Here is a 14,752-nt window from a genome sequence, read left to right on the forward strand (position 1 = left end):
TCTGCAAGGGTTCCTGTTCAGTTGCAGTCCGTCCATGCGGGCGTCGGGCCGCCTCGAACATTCCGCCCCGCCGATGAGCCAACGAAGCGGGCGACCGCTGTGCAAGGTCTGCGGTGGCTACAGCCTCGTTGTATCAGTAATACGCAAGCAGCTGAATGTAATCGACCCACATCTCAGAACGCGTGCCGCCACACGAAGAGCAGACAGCGTACTTGTTCGAGATAGTGACGAAATGGTCAGTGTTTGCTTGGACTCGCAGAAGCTTGTTGGAGGGCTTGGTCGTCTGGTACCTCTGAGCATACGAGTAGTCGTAGGCAGACATGATGAGGTTGTTGGTGCTGGCTACAGTCCACTCAGCCTGATATCTGTGGTAGCTATCCCATGGCTTGTTGCCAAGGGCGAAGAATCCGGGGATTTTGAAGTCTTCCCAGTCATTGTTGGCGCTCGTGACGTCCGGCTGGCAAGGATACGGCACGTTGGGAGCACTCTTTTCGCATTGATGCGTGGCAACCTGCGCCTTCTTTCCAGCCAGATCGTTAGGACCCCAACTCTCCACGACATCAATCTCGCCCCAGTTGGTGCTGCCGTGGTGACGCATGAAGACGCCAGCGAGGTTGCCGCTCGTGCTCGGCATCATGACGCCAGCCTGGAGTGCAAGGCGCGTGCCACTCGGGTAGTTGACCGGTGCGCTTCGGAAGATATTGGTTCCGACTGGAACATTGATGGCGCCCCACCCGGAATAGTTTGCGTTTCCCCAGCCGGCGGCACTGATTTGCCACCCCGCCGGTGCCGCCCCTGCGGGACCGTCGAAGTCTTCGGACCACACGAGGTGCTTGCAATAGCGTGAACGGCGTATTGATGAGTGATCGCTCTGACGAGGCGCTCCACTGCACTTGAGCGACGTCTCGCTGACCCTCCAAACGCCAACGGCAGCAGGCGATCAGATACTGCCGTAGAGGAAGTGCCAATGCGCCGACCCCTGCACGCGTGCCCGTAGCCTGAGTGGGCGCGATGGCTTCAAGCCCCCGCCGGGAACCGAAACCCGAAACCCGCACCCAAGTGGGGCTTGGGAGTGCACCGCCCGCACGTCGGGGCGGTCCTCACGCAAACAGGTGAACGGCTGCTCGTCACCCGCCGAATCAATGACCGAGAACTCGAGCTGTCTGGCCTCGGATCTGCCGACGAAGGCCCAGCCACGGGCGCGCCATAGATCGCCGACGTTGCGCACGTCATCGATATGCCACTCCAATCGAGTGTTCCAACCCGGATAGGCCTTGTCCAGGCGTGGCTCGCTTATTCCCTGAAGAGGGCCAGCAAGCGTTTCCATGATCATCGGCTCATTAAGCGCGCGCTCAATCAGCAGTTCTCTCCTCTGTAGGGCAGATTGCTGGCTCTCGGCAATGAGCTTCCCGGGATTCACGGCTTCGTTGAACTGCAGTTGATGCGTCCCATACCTAGCGAGCGCGTCTGGCGGCACGTCGAATGTCACGACGGGGCCAGCGGACGGCGTGTAACCGCGGCGGTTGACTTTGAACACCGTCTCGTGACCGTTTTGGCGGAGACCCTGCGCAAGAGACGCCAAGTATTCGGCCTCCGAGCGATGCATCGCGTGGAGGATGAACGCTTCAGGCAGACGATCGCGGTGGCTCTGGAAGTATTCAGCTGCGATAATGCTTCCCCATTGCTGACTTACGTCATCCTCCAGCGGGAAGGTCTCGTCGACGAGGAGTCGCCTACCGGCCTTAGTTCTGGCCGTGTGGGACCGGATCTGCCGGATGCGATCATCCATTCGGATGATCGACTTAACATGCGGGTCCGCTTGCAGGGGCGTAGATTCGCGCACTGGCGGTTGCCACGGCGATCGCCCAGCTTGAGGTAAATCCACAAACCATGGAAACGAGACGACATTGACGTCCTCAGCACTGGGTACGAATGCTGCAATGCTCGAGGTAAAGTCTCTTGGAACCCAGTATTCGTCCAAGTCCATGAACGCGACGTGCGTGTATCCCTGCGCGTTCGCTCGGCGCGCCATGCGCCAGTATGCTCTGTATTGGAAGTTCCTCCTTTGCGCGAGCGAATCAGCGAGGAGGTCGTCGACCACCTTGAAGTTTACGCTTGGGTAGGCGCGCCGTATTCTTCGCATCAACGGGACCGATCTATCGGTCGTGCCGTTAATGAATACTTCAATGCCATCGAACCCAAAGTAGAGGTGGTGCCCTACCCACTCTAAGAGGTATGCGCCCTCATCTTTCGCGATAGCGCAGAGCTTAATTCGCAGAACCACACAGCGAGGTTACATGCTGCTGACACCCAAGTTGGCGGCCATCCGGTTGCCCCTCGGAGTCAGGTCGTATGCCTACAGCAGCACGATCTTGATAGAAGTCGGTCAGACGACGAGCTAGCGTCGCCACGAGTCTGATCGTTGGCGATCACGGCGAGCGGTGGGGTGATCGAGACCTCCGAGCCGTGTGCGTGGCAGACCTGGACGATCGGGTCAGCCTGATCCACCGAGAACTAGTCCGCACCGGCCTGGCGAGTTGCGGCTAACGCGGGTACGTTCGTTGAGGACGAACTCGACCGCTCCGCCTCATGTCCCTGGACTGGAACGGACCTTCTGAAGTGCTGACAGGTCCTCGTGCGCTGTATCTCTTCACCGTTCCTTCCGCGATCCCGAGCTCGTCCGCGGGCTCCTTCACCAAAGGCCGAGCCGATGGCGCAGGATGACCACCTTGCGTGGCGTCGTGGGCGGCCCTGCAGCCAAGTTGGCGCGAGAGACCGAGGTTTCGACAGGCGAGTACCAAGGGGCAAGCACGAGGAGCAAGCGGCTCGGCCTCGGAGTGGCGTCTCGACGGCACCGGAGATATCGAATCAGCAAGCCGCGGGCTGGGAGTCAGATCCGCTCCCCAGAGTTCGCTGGGCGGACGGGACAGTGTTGCGTCTCCCACACTTCGCCGGGCCAAACACGAGGCGAGAGCGGCACGCCATAGAGCGCTTCGCTACAGAATCGAGGAGCCGGGTATGGCGGACGCACCGTAGCGCTTTGGGCGTTCCCAGTATTGAGCAGCCTCGAAGCAGAGCGCTTGTCGCCTGAACTCGACAAACCAATTCCTACCGCCGTCCAATCAACGACTCTGCTCGACAACGCTGGCGGTGCCTGGGGCGCCGCGCGGTTCAACGAATGAACTTCGCAAGCTCGAATCGAACGGCGGAAAGGTCTGGCGTCAACTTGCCGTGCACTTCCTGCCAGCTCACGAAACGCCCGCCTGCGGAGATGTCGTACAACCCGACCATGTTCCCCAATTCGTATACAGACGGCGAATCAGCGGTGAATGCAATATTCGCCCACGGCGGACGCGCCACCACTAATTTCGGCCCACACGACGAGTTCGTCGCCGACTCGCGGATACCCGAACGATTGTCCTTTGAGTCCGTCGATTGTCCACTCGTTCGTCTGGGTCTTGATGACGATTGCGTTCGCCGCCGGTCGGGCTCGAACGTCCAACTCCGGATCGTGTCGTTGGCGGCAAACCCAGCCAACCTAACTCCCGCGCGGGTCTCCGCGTGATCGATGATTTCAGGCTGAGCCGACGCGTGTCCGCGGAAGAGAATGTTCGTCGAGGCCTTGTCTCCCTTGACGTCAGTCTTTAGGGCTGCACCGTAGACCCCACTTGCCCGTGATCTGCGGGAAGGTCGCGTTGGCGGGAAGGCCGCGTTGGCAAGGAAGACCTCCGGCTCACAAGTAGCGATGTGAACCGCCCCGGGATGTCCGGAGACTTCATTAGTTGGAGGATGAGGTCATGGCACGTCCCTCGAAGTACCCGCGTGAGATGAGGGAGCGCGCGGTCCGGATGGTGTCCAAGGACGACTACCCCAGTGAGTTCGAGGCGATCCGCACGATCTCGGCGAAGTTGGGGATCGGGTCGAGCGAGACGCTGCGTAAGTGGGTCCGCCGGGCTGAGGTCGACGGCGGGACGCGTCCGGGGAAGACCACCAGCGAGCTGGCTGAGATCCGTGAGCTCAAGAAGGAGGTCGCTGAGCTGCGTCGGGCCAACGAGATATTGAAGGCGGCCTCGGCTTTCTTCGCGGCGGAGCTCGACCGCCTACCCAGGTACTAGTCGCGTTCATCGACGACCACAAGCAGGTCTTCGGGGTCGAGCCGATCTGCCGCGTGCTCACCGAGCACGGGATCCAGATCGCCCCGTCGACCTGCTACGAGGCAAGGTCGCGACAACCCTCGACGCTCAACATTGCCCAGAATGGCAAGCACACGGCGGACGCTGAAAGTGGCCGCCCCGCCTCGGTCATGGGCCCGAAGCGGGGCGGCATCAGTTGGCAGGTCTGCGAAGCGCTTCACGCCCCCCGACGTCGAGCTTCGAACAGATCCCCCCTACCTGAGAGCGAGTCTGCAGGAAGGCGGTGCTCAGCGCGGCAAAGTAGTCGGGCCGCCGTCGGCAGCGCAGCCGCGCTGCTGGTGTGGGCCTTCGCGGGCTGGGAGGCGGTCACCTCCCTCTCGGGGGACTACCGCGACCCCGGCCGCGACATCCCTCGTGCCACCGCCGTGGCCGTCGCGGTGATCGCGGTGCTCTACCTCGGCATCGCCTTCACCACCGTGACGGCACTGGCCGACCCGGGCCCGGCCCCGCTCTCGGACCTGCTGGCACTCGGCTTCGGCGAGTGGGCCAGACCCGTCACCACGGTCATCGCCGTGCTGCTGTCCGTGGGGGCGATGAACGCCTACTTCGCCGGCTCCGCGAGGCTCGGCGCGGCGCTGGCGCGCGACGGCTCCCTGCCGGGCTGGCTGGCCGAGGGATCCGCCCCCGGCGCGGTCCCCAGGCGTTCCCTCCTGGTGGTCACCGGTGGCGCGCTGACCACGCTGACGGTGATCGGGATCAGCGGCGCCCGTCTGGAGAGCACGCTCCTGGTGGTGACCGGTGCGTTCACGCTGGTCTACGTCGTGGGCACGGCCGCCGCGCTCCGGTTGCTGCCCCGCCGCTCGGCCGCCTGGCGTTGCGCGGCGGTCTCTTTTGTCGCCACCCTCGGGCTGCTGGTGCTGACCGGTCGCCATCTCCTGGTCTCGCTGGCCATCGCCGCGGGCGCGCTCGTGTGGACCCGGCTGGCGCAACGCCGGGATGCCTCGGGATCGCTGCTGCCCGTCACCGCGACCGAGCCCGATCCCGCTGGTGCCGGTGCTGATCCTGGTCCAGAACCTGTCCCAGCGCGCCGGAAGCCCGGCCGAACCGACTCCCTAAGCGTCGCCCGGTCCCCGCGCTCGGAGAGGTCGACGCTCAGGTCCATGGGCCCAGCCTGCCGCAGAGGGCGGACACCGTGGAGTGCGGACGAAACGGCTGCGGACGCAGAAGACCCGCCCGGTGGGACCGGGCGGGTCGTCAGTGCTGAGCGTGGATCAGAGAGCGGCGGAGCGCTTGGCGATCGACGACTTGCGGTTGGCCGCCTGGTTCTTGTGGATGACGCCCTTGGACGCGGCCTTGTCGAGCTTGCGGGCGGCGGTGCGGCCGGCCTCGATGGCCACGTCCTTGTCACCGGCCTCGGCGGCCTCGCGGAACTTGCGCACGGCGGTCTTGAGCTCGGACTTGACCGCCTTGTTGCGCTCGTGCCGCTTCTCGTTCTGCTTGTTGCGCTTGATCTGGGACTTGATGTTCGCCACGGATGGAACCCCTGTGTAGACGGACGGGTGAGAAAGACTGTTGCCAAAGACTGATGTGTCGTGATCGATCGGCTGCCGACAGCCCAGGTGAGTGGGCGGGCGCCGGGCACGCGAGGGACAACGCTACCAGCGGGTCACGGAGCGGCCCAAATCCTCTGGTGGGACCACGAGCCCCCCGCCGCACGCTTGTTCGGGTGGCTCTGCCAGCTGAGCGTGGCGCCGTTGGGGAGACCTGCCGATGAGGCGCAAGCAGCTGCTCACCCTGAAGAGGTACGCCGAGCGTGGCTGAGGCCGATCGGGAGCGTCAGGCCGACCAGCCGCGGCGCTCGCTGAGCCAGTCCCAGCACACCTCGGCGTACCAGCCCTGGTGCGCGCGAAGGTGCGGCGACGTGGGCGGCACGGGCTGGCCTGCCTGGCGCAGGAAGTAGCCCGTCACGAGCGCCAGCGCGACGTCGATGGACTCGGCGGGCACGTCGCGGGTCAGCGGGAGCTCAGCGAGGAGGGCGTCGACGTCGTGCCCGTCGCCGCGCGGGGCGACCAGGAAGAACACGGTGTCCAGCCAGGCCGCGCCGGTGACCGGCCAGTTCCAGTCGCAGAGCCAGGTCCGGCCGTCGTCCCCGAGCAGGATGTTGTCGTCGCGGACGTCGGTGTGCACCAGCGTGTCGCCGGCGGTCACCTCGGCGAACCGGACGGCCAACGCCTGCGCCTCGTCGATGTGCTGCAGGTCGGGCCGCTCGGCGCGAAGCTTGTCCCACATGCCTGCGAAGGCGGCGTACTCGTCCGCGAACGTGTCCAGCGCGAGGCCCTCTGGCGGCGGCGTGAGCGCCGCAGCGGTCTGCGCCAAGGTGGCCAGGACCCGGTCGAGATCGGCTCGCGACCACGGGCGGCGCGGCAGGCGGGCGTCGACGTGCTCGATGCCGAGCACCACCCAGTCGTCGTCGAGGGACCACAGGAGCCGCGGGGCTGGGACGGCGTCGGAAAGCCCACCCAGCTTGCGGGCCTCCTCGCGGTAGGAGTCGGCGAAGACGGGCTGGGCGACTGCCGAGGCGGCCTTGACGAAGTGGCGGGTGCCGTCGACGCAGGTGAGCACCGAAGCGAAGCCGGGCGTGAAGCCGCCGCCCTGGGACTCGGCGTCGACCACGGGTGACCCGCACCTGCGCTCGACGAGGGAGCGCACGTTCGGCGGCAGGAACGGCCAGGTCAGCCGCTGGGCGGTGCGGCCGAGCGGGACCGGGTTGGGACGCGGCTCGCGCACGCTCAGATGTCCTTCACGATCGCGGCCCGGCGCTCGGCGTACTCCGCTTCGCTGAGCACGCCCGCGTCGCGCAGCGCCGTCAGCTCGCGCAGCTTGTCGGCGGCCTCCTGGGTGCGCTCCTGACGCGTGAGGAGCGGCTCGGGCTCCTCGTCGGCCTCACGGCTGGTCCGCAGCCGCGCGAGACCCACGACGACGAGGACCAGGACGGCCACGACCGCCATCGCGAGGAGCGGAGTGCCGAAGCCACCCGGGTCGGGGAGCACCGGATCGAGCTCGGTGCCGTCACCAGTGCCCCAGCTCATGCGCCCCACAGCACCATCAGCATCCCCGCCGAGACCAGCTGGGTGGTGCGCCCGCCGCCCGTGGCATCGGCGACGTAGGCGCCGGCGAACCCGGCGGCCGGAGGCGCACCGACCGGGACGGCGAAGAAGAACGACCACCCGACCACGGTGGCGGCGCGAGCACCGAAGGCGCGGCGCGCATAGGTCGACACCCCACCGCCGTCGGGGTGCCGGGCTCCCAAGGCCGCGAACGTCGCCGCCAAGGGCACCGACAGCACCACCAGCACGGCCCACGACACCAGCGACGCGGGGCCGGCCACCTCCGCGGCCAAGCCAGGGAGGGAAAGGACGCCGGTGCCCAGCACCGCGCCCAGCATGAGGGCCACCCCCTGGGTGACCGTGAGTCCGCCTCGTTCCACGGCTCCAGCCTAGAAACTCATTGGAACGGCCAGTTGGCCAATTGCCGCCTGATCGAACTGACCAATCCAGGCTCAGCGCGTGTCACGCAGGCCAGCAATCGTGAGAACTAGGCGCTCCAGCGTGTAGGAGGCGTCGCTGGCCGCGCCCTTGATGTCGGCGTCGGCCTTGGCGACCGCGACGACGGCGTCGGCGATGGCGTCGTCGCTCCACCCCCGGGACTGGTCGCGCAGGGTGCGCAGCTTCCACGGAGGGACCCCGACCTCGCGCGCCAGGTCGTACTCCTTCATCCCGCGAGGGGCCGCCTTGTAGCGCGCCACTCCGCGGGCGCTGCCGGCGAAGGCCGAGGTCACCAGGACCGGGGCAGTGCCGCCGTCGAGGGCCCAGCGCAGCTCCTCCAGCGCTGCCGCCCGCCGCCCGAAGAAGGCGGCGTCGGCGACCGCGAACGACTTCGCCTCGGCCCGGCCTCCGAAGTAGCGCTTGATCTTGTCGGTCGTCAGCGCCTCACCCCGGAAGTCGCTCGAGAGCTGGTGCGCCGCGGCCGCGAGGGACCGCAGGTCCTGGCCCACCGCCTGCACGAGGAACCCGGCGGCCTCGTCCTCGATCGAACCCCCGTGCGCACGCACCTCCTGGGCGACGAACCTCGGGAACTCCGACGCCTTCAGCTCGGTGGACTTGACCTCGGTCACCGTGGCCAGCTTGCGCAGCTTGGCCAGCGTGCCCGAGCCCTTCTGGCCACCGCCGTGCACCAGCACCAGGGCGACGTCCTCGGCGGGCTCCTCGCAGTAGCCCAGCAGGCCCTCGACCGACTCGTCGGGAAATCCCTCGAACGCGCGCACGACCACGCACCGCGTGCTCGAGAAGAGCGAGGGCGCTGCCAGCTCGCCGAGCGTCGCCAGGGTCAGCTCGGCCGCGGCGGTCTCGGAGAGCTCGGCCTCCACATCGTGGGCACGCACGGCTGTGCGCACGGCCGCGACGGTGCGCTCGTTGAAGAACTCTTCCTTGCCGGTCACCAGGGTGACCCGGCCGAGCACGTCGGACGCCTGCGGACCTCTCACCGTGCGCAGCCTGCCACAAGGCATCGACACTCGAGCTGCCCGCCGGGCCCGCTCACCGGCCAGCTCACCGGCTGGTCAGCGGCTGGTCAGCGGCTGGTCAGGGTCGCGAGTCGTCCGTGGTCGAGGACGACCGCGAGATCGCCGTCCTGGTCGGTGCGCAGCACCGGTGTCCGGATCCGCTCGAAGGGCATCAACGCCTCGGGCGCAGGGTGCCCGTAGTCGTTGTCCGCCCCGACCGACACCAGCACCACGCTCGGCCGGAGGCCGGTCAGGAAGCCCATCTCCTGGGCGGCGCTGCCGTGGTGCGGCAGCTTCAGGACGTCGACCTGCAGCCCGGCGAGCACGCGAGCGAGCCCGCGTTGCGCCGCCGGCTCCACGTCGCCGGTGAGCAGCAGGGCGAGGCCGCCCACGCGGACCAGCAGCACCAGGCTCGCGTTGTTGGCCGGGCTGCCTTCGCCGCTTGGCGGCGCCCGATCGGGCGGCCAGACCACCTGGAAGCGCGCCGCCCCCACGTCGAAGGTCTCGGCGTACGCCGGCACCCGCACGGGCACCTGCGCCGCTGTCAGCGCCTCGACGGCCTCTGCGGTGCCGGACGGTGGCTCGGCGAGGGGGGAGACGAGCGCGGTTCCGACCTCACGTCCCTCGAGAACGCCGGCGAGCCCGTCGACGTGATCGGCGTGGAAGTGCGTGAGCACGAGGACCGGCACCCGGTCGACCTCGAGCCGGTGCAGGCAGGTCGTCACCGCCGCTGGATCCGGGCCAGCATCGACGACGACCGCCTCGCCCGCGCCGGTGTTGACCACGAGCGCATCGCCCTGTCCGACATCGCAGGCCGCGACGATCCACCCCGGCGGTGGCCACCCGGGACGCACAGGTCCGACCAGCACCGAGACGACGAGCACGGCTGAGAGGAGCAACGCGCCGGTCGGTCGTCCCAGCAGCCGGGGCATCACGAGGGCCAGGAGCACGCACCCGGTGCTCAGCAGCGCCAGCGACCAGACCGACGTGGCCCAGTCGACGGCAGCGCCCGGCAGTCGCGCGCCCACGGTGGCGACCACGACGATCCAGCCGACGCACCACGAGGCCAGCGTGCCGAGCACCGCGCCGGCCGGAGCCCAGACGAGACCGGTCACGCCGGCCGCCAGGCCGAGCACGGTCGCCGGTCCGACCACCGGCGCGACGAGGAGGTTGGCCGCGACCGCGACCAGGCTGACCTGTCCCGAGATCGCCGCGACCAGCGGGGTGCAGGCGAGTTGCGCCGCGAGCGGGACCGCCACCGCCTCGGCCACCCACGTCGGCACCCGCTTCGGCAGCCACCCGGCGATGGCGTCGCGCCATGGCGGCGCGAGCAGCAGGATGCCAGCGGTCGCCAGGGCGGAGAGCGCGAACCCGACGCTGGTGGCCAGCCACGGGTCCAGCACCAGCAGGCCGGTCACCGCCACGGCGAGGGCCCGGGCCCCGCGCCGGGCACCGCCGGATCCCAGGCCGACCAGCGCGACCACGCCCATCGCCGCGGCCCGCACCACGCTCGGCTCAGCGCGGGCGAGGACCAGGAAGCCCGCGATCCCGACCAGGGCCACGAGGGGTCGGCCCCGGCCGCGCACGCCGACCCAGCGCGACAGCAGCAGCAAGAAGCCCACCAGCAGCGTCAGGTTGGTGCCGGAGACGGCAGTCAGGTGGGTGAGCCCCGTGGTCTGGACGTCGGCCACCAACCCGGGATCCATGCCGTGGTCGTCGCCCACGACCAGGGCGGGGACCAGCGCGCGTTGGTCGGCGGGCCGGTGCGCCACGGCCTGTCGCAGCGACGCCCGCACCCGCTCGGCGGCGCGCCACCAGAGGTCGGGCGGGACTTGTGCGGACGGAGCCGGCGGCGGCCCTCGTACCGCCAGCAGGCCTGTCACGGCCGGATCGGGCGACGGGGCGAGACGACCCGCGACGCTGAGCCCGGAGCCGAGCCGGACCTCGCGCCAGTCGAGGCCGGCGGTGACCAGGACCGGCGCGCGCACGTCCACCACGCGACCACGACCGGTCGCCCACTCGACTCGGCCGCGGAAGACGACGTAGTCCTCGAAGCGGCCCTCCCTGACGCGCGGGTCCGAGGTGACGACCAGCTGGACGGTCACGGCGGCTCCTCCGGCGGCGAGGGTCGCGACCGGGTCGTGCGCCACGACAGCTGCACGCACGGCAGCAGAGACGGCGACAGCCACGAGGATCGTCACCAGCGCGAGCGCTGCCGGCGCCTGGCTGGCCCGGCGCCCTGCGCGTGCTCGGCCGGCCCAGGCAGCCGTCGCGAGGATCAGCCCAGACCCCCCGAGCACCCCCAGCGGCCCTCGGAGACCGGGGAGGTCGAGCCCCAGGAGACCGCCGGCCCAGGCGGCGGCAGCCACGACGAACATGCGCAGGTCAGCGCCCGTCGGCCGGTCGTCCGCCACGAGGCCAGGCGCCTCCACCGGGTGGCCGGTCAGAGCGTCACCAGTGCGGCCAGCCGGGCAAGCGTGGCCTCCCCGATCCCCTCGACCTCCAAGAGCTCGTCGACGGAGGTGAAGGCGCCGTGCTCGTCTCGCCAGGCGAGGATCGCCTGCGCCGTCACCGGCCCGACATCAGGCAGCGTCTCGAGCAGGGCCTGGTCGGCGGTGTTGAGGGCAACCAGGGCACCAGAGGGCGCCGGGCCTGGAGACCCAGGGCCAGACAGCGCACTGGCCGCCACTCCTCCGGCCGGTTGGACTCCGACCAGGATCTGCTCGCCGTCCACCAGCGGCCGAGCCAGGTTGAGGGCGGTCAGGTCGACTCCTGGCCGGGCTCCTCCGGCGGCTTCCAGCGCGTCCACGACCCGGCTGCCGGTCGCCAGGACGGCGATCCCGGGGCTCCGCACCTTGCCTGCCACGTCCACCACGACCTGGGCGGTGGACTGCTGAGCAGACGAGCCGGACGGAGCGGGGGGCTGGGACGGGAGGACGGCGGTGGCGGGCACGAGAGCGCTCAGCAGTGGTGAGGGGGCCTCGATGCCGCTCTGGGGCGGAGCGGCCACCTCGTGCGGACGGGAGCGGAACAACCACCACGCCGTGACCACGAGCGCCAGGACCGCCAGGACCGCGACGACGGCGACCTGGCCCGCTCCCAGCGCCACCCGGCTGCGCAGCGCGTCGAGAGGTGGCACCAGCCCCGGCGCGGGGACCCGCCGGCGGGCGTGCCGCCCGGGGACGGGCACCGGCGGCGCAACCTTGCCCCGTCCAGGTCCGGGTCGAGAACCGGGTCCGAACCTAGGTTCGGGCCCGGCTCCGAGCCCGGGTCCGGCCCCCGGCAGGGGCCGGACCCGGGTGGGCGGCGCGGGATCGCGCCACGCCTGCGCAGCGAGCCGATCGGGCCGGACCCGGGTGTGGGTCGCCGGGGCGGCCCACGGGTTCTCGGGCACCCCCTCCGCCCCGGCTCCCTCACCATCTTCCGGCCCCTCTTCCGGCCCCTCGTCCGGCCCCTCGTCCGGCCCCTCGTCCGGCCCCTCTTCCGGCCAGGACGCCACCAGCGGCCCCTCCCCCACAGCCGCCAGCTCGGCGCTCAGCTGCGCCAGGCGACGGGAGACCGCCGCCTGGTGCTCGGAGGACCGGTTGCTGCGCATGACGGGGACGCTAGGTCGCTGTGGGGACCGGTACGCGCCATCGCGGCAACGCCTGTGGACGAACGGGCGGCATCGCTGCCTGTGGACGTCAAGTGGGCCGGCCGGCTGGCCGGGTTCCGGCGCTCAGTCCGGCAGCGGTGACACGCAGACCGCGAGCATCCCCGGTCCCACGTGGGCGCCCAGCACCGCACCGAGCTCGCCGCACCAGAGCTCACGGCCGTCGAGGTTGCCGGCCAGCCGGATCCGCAGCCGGTCAGCCAGCTGTCCGGCTCGCTCGGCGTCGGCGAGATGGGAGACCGAGACGTCGACCTGCCGCTCCCCCGCTCGCTCGACGGCGAGGTCCTCCAACCGGGCGAGCGCGCGACCCGACGTCCGCACCTTCTCCAGCGTCGACACCCGGCCGTCGGCGATCGTGAGCAGCGGCTTGACCGCGAGGGCCCCGCCGAAGAGCGCCGCCGCGGCCCCGATGCGCCCGCCCCGCCGGAGGTACTCCAGCGTGTCGACGTAGAACAAGGAGGACGACTCCGCGGCGCGCTCGAGCGCAGCGCGGGCAGCCTCGCCGGCGGTGCCCCCGGCAGCGACGACCTGCGCCGCGGTCACGGCTGCGAAGCCGGTCGCGACACCGACCTGCCTGCTGTCGACCGCCGTCACGGGCACGGTCGCGTCGCGTGCGGCCAGCTGGGCCGACTCGAAGGTGCCGCTCATGTCTCCGGAGAGGTGGAGGGAGATGATCTCCTCGGCGCCCTCGGTGGCCAGCCGGTCGTAGGTCTCCGCGAACACCGCCGGAGCAGGGCGGGACGTGCTCACCGGCAGGAACTCGCGCAGCGCCGCCGCCACGCGCGCGGGGCTGGCCTCCGGGGTGCCCTCTTCGTGCACGGCCGCGCCGATGACCACCTGGAGAGGGACGACGACGATCCCGTGCTCGGCCACCACCTCGGGCGGCAGCGACGCGGTCGAATCGGTCACGACCCGGATTCGAGACCCAGCTCGCGACTCCATCTGGGGCATGCCGAGACCCTAAGGCACGTTTCTACAGCCCCACAGCCGTCACAGCCGTCACTGCCCACACAGCCCTCACAGCCCTCACAGCCCTCACAGCTTGGACGGACGATGGAACCGCCGCGGCTTGCCGATCCGCGCCCGGTCGAGCTCCCAGAGGCGGTCCAGCGCCTGGTAGTGCACCTGCTCCGCGCCGGCGCTCACCTGCTCCAGCACGGTCTGGAGCTGGTCCGGCGGCGTGTGGATCTCGACGATCTCGCGGACCACGACGGTCTGCTCACGCAGCAGGTAGTGCATCGACCGCGCCTTGTCGAGCACCTGGCCGACCAGCTCGAGGACCTTGCGGTCGTGCTCGTCGGGCTCGACGGCCCCGAGGTCCTCGAGCTCGCCGAGCGCCCACGCGGCTCCGCTCGCCTCCAGGACGAGCAGCTCGACCGTGTGCGCCAGCATGCGGCCGTCGCGGCGGAACCGCAGGAACGGGTTCTCCCGGGCCCTTCGTCGCTTCGCCTCGATCATCACGGGCTCGGGCTGGCTGAGCTTGAAGCGCTTCCTCGTCTCCCGGTCGTCGGCGATCTCCCGGTCCGTGCGCTCCTGCACGCGGTCGGACATCCGCGCGTGCAGCGCGGTCAGCTGCGGGTCCACGAGATCGGCGGCGAGGCGCTCGACCATGATCGCTGCGAGCCGCAGCCGCTCCCAGTCGCCCGGACGGGTCTCGATGCGGGCGCGCCGGCCCGACGCCCAGTCGAGCGGCTCCGCGCGGCTGCGCAGGCCGATCGACGCGGCGATCGACATCGACTGGTCGCGCGCGATCTCCAGAGGTCCGTCCGCCGACCGGCGCAGCTGGGCGACGTAGGCCTCTGCCTCCGGCGTGCCGATCTCGCGCAGCAGCGCGGGAGGCCGACCGAGGTCGGCCCGCAGTGCCTCCGACGAGACCCGGTCCATGGGCTGGAGGATCGGCCGCACCAGCCGGTAGGTCTCGTCGGCGACGTTGGCCAGCCTCTCGCGGAGGGTGGTGTGCAGGTCGAGCGTGGCCAGCGCGGTCGTGGTGACCCACTCACGGTCGGTGCGCTTGACCTGGCGGGCGTTCCAGAGGCTGACCGCGAGGGTGCCCACCACGATCGCCGACTGCGCGCCCACGAGCGCGCTGACGATGTTGGCGACCACCGTCCAGCCCGGCCCCTCCTGGCGGTCCGCCAGGACCAGCAGCGGGAGGAACATCACCCAGACAGAGAGGCTGAGCCAGAAGAGCGGAAGGCGCACGTAGAGACGGCCCGTGTCGGTGCCGCGTCGTGCCATGAGTCGCTCACTCCCGAGACCCGGGGGGTCCTCGGGTGCGACCGATCAGGGGGGTGAGGCTGTGGTCGCACGCGGTGTTGGGTCTTGCGCCAAGGGTACGGCGCAGCGCCCGTCGCCGTATCCAGCTTCGACCAATTTCGCGGGGCCTCACTTGGGGCAGCGGCAGGT

Annotated in this window: 11 protein-coding genes, 2 pseudogenes and 1 other annotated feature; of the genes and pseudogenes, 2 read left to right on the forward strand and 11 right to left on the reverse strand. The window is 69.8% G+C overall.

Going from position 1 to position 14,752, the window contains the following annotated elements; all coding sequences use genetic code 11:
• Positions 1-133: 133 nt before the first annotated feature.
• Together ABD295_RS09575 and ABD295_RS09580 are read right to left on the reverse strand one after the other, a co-directional pair.
• A complete protein-coding gene (locus ABD295_RS09575; RefSeq protein ID WP_344303478.1) occupies positions 134-826 on the reverse strand; it encodes a hypothetical protein in 693 nt (230 codons plus the stop codon).
• A 114-nt stretch (positions 827-940) separates the two neighbouring features.
• Positions 941-2,284 (reverse strand): glycosyltransferase family 2 protein, encoded by a 1,344-nt coding sequence (locus ABD295_RS09580; RefSeq protein WP_344303479.1) that lies wholly within the window; start codon positions 2,282-2,284, stop codon positions 941-943.
• A 1,513-nt stretch (positions 2,285-3,797) separates the two neighbouring features.
• On the opposite strand from ABD295_RS09580, the pseudogene ABD295_RS09585 reads away from it, so the two are divergent.
• Positions 3,798-4,231: pseudogene (locus ABD295_RS09585) on the forward strand (transposase); the annotation flags it as partial.
• Positions 4,073-4,201: a sequence feature (AL1L pseudoknot), on the forward strand. (Overlaps the previous pseudogene by 129 nt.)
• 72 nt (positions 4,232-4,303) lie before the next feature.
• Positions 4,304-5,038 (forward strand): annotated as a pseudogene (locus ABD295_RS09590) (APC family permease); the annotation flags it as partial.
• 366 nt (positions 5,039-5,404) lie between these two features.
• Here the strand turns inward: ABD295_RS09590 and rpsT are convergent.
• From rpsT to ABD295_RS09635, 9 genes are all read right to left on the reverse strand, one after another.
• Positions 5,405-5,665: a 30S ribosomal protein S20 gene (gene rpsT, locus ABD295_RS09595; RefSeq protein ID WP_344304040.1), complete on the reverse strand. Its 261-nt coding sequence runs from the start codon at positions 5,663-5,665 to the stop codon at positions 5,405-5,407.
• Positions 5,666-5,969: 304 nt separating this feature from the next.
• Positions 5,970-6,920 (reverse strand): phosphotransferase, encoded by a 951-nt coding sequence (locus ABD295_RS09600; protein WP_344303480.1) that lies wholly within the window; start codon positions 6,918-6,920, stop codon positions 5,970-5,972.
• 2 nt (positions 6,921-6,922) lie between these two features.
• A complete protein-coding gene (locus tag ABD295_RS09605) occupies positions 6,923-7,222 on the reverse strand; it encodes an SHOCT domain-containing protein (protein ID WP_344303481.1) in 300 nt (99 codons plus the stop codon).
• Complete coding sequence (locus ABD295_RS09610; protein ID WP_344303482.1) at positions 7,219-7,620, reverse strand: amino acid permease; 402 nt, start codon at positions 7,618-7,620, stop codon at positions 7,219-7,221. Before ABD295_RS09610 ends, ABD295_RS09605 begins: the two co-directional genes overlap by 4 nt.
• Positions 7,621-7,692: 72 nt before the next feature.
• Positions 7,693-8,676: a DNA polymerase III subunit delta gene (gene holA, locus ABD295_RS09615; protein ID WP_344303483.1), complete on the reverse strand. Its 984-nt coding sequence runs from the start codon at positions 8,674-8,676 to the stop codon at positions 7,693-7,695.
• 86 nt (positions 8,677-8,762) lie between these two features.
• Positions 8,763-11,108: a ComEC/Rec2 family competence protein gene (locus ABD295_RS09620; RefSeq protein WP_344303484.1), complete on the reverse strand. Its 2,346-nt coding sequence runs from the start codon at positions 11,106-11,108 to the stop codon at positions 8,763-8,765.
• A 29-nt stretch (positions 11,109-11,137) separates the two neighbouring features.
• On the reverse strand, positions 11,138-12,289 hold the full coding sequence (locus ABD295_RS09625; RefSeq protein WP_344303485.1) for a helix-hairpin-helix domain-containing protein: 1,152 nt from the start codon (positions 12,287-12,289) through the stop codon (positions 11,138-11,140).
• A gap of 123 nt (positions 12,290-12,412) precedes the next feature.
• On the reverse strand, positions 12,413-13,255 hold the full coding sequence (locus ABD295_RS09630; protein WP_344303487.1) for a DegV family protein: 843 nt from the start codon (positions 13,253-13,255) through the stop codon (positions 12,413-12,415).
• Positions 13,256-13,381: 126 nt separating this feature from the next.
• Complete coding sequence (locus ABD295_RS09635) at positions 13,382-14,584, reverse strand: hypothetical protein (RefSeq protein ID WP_344303488.1); 1,203 nt, start codon at positions 14,582-14,584, stop codon at positions 13,382-13,384.
• Between the last annotated feature and the right edge of the window lie 168 nt (positions 14,585-14,752).

The sequence above is a fragment of the Nocardioides bigeumensis genome, from assembly GCF_039531755.1.
Lineage (GTDB): Bacteria > Actinomycetota > Actinomycetes > Propionibacteriales > Nocardioidaceae > Nocardioides > Nocardioides bigeumensis.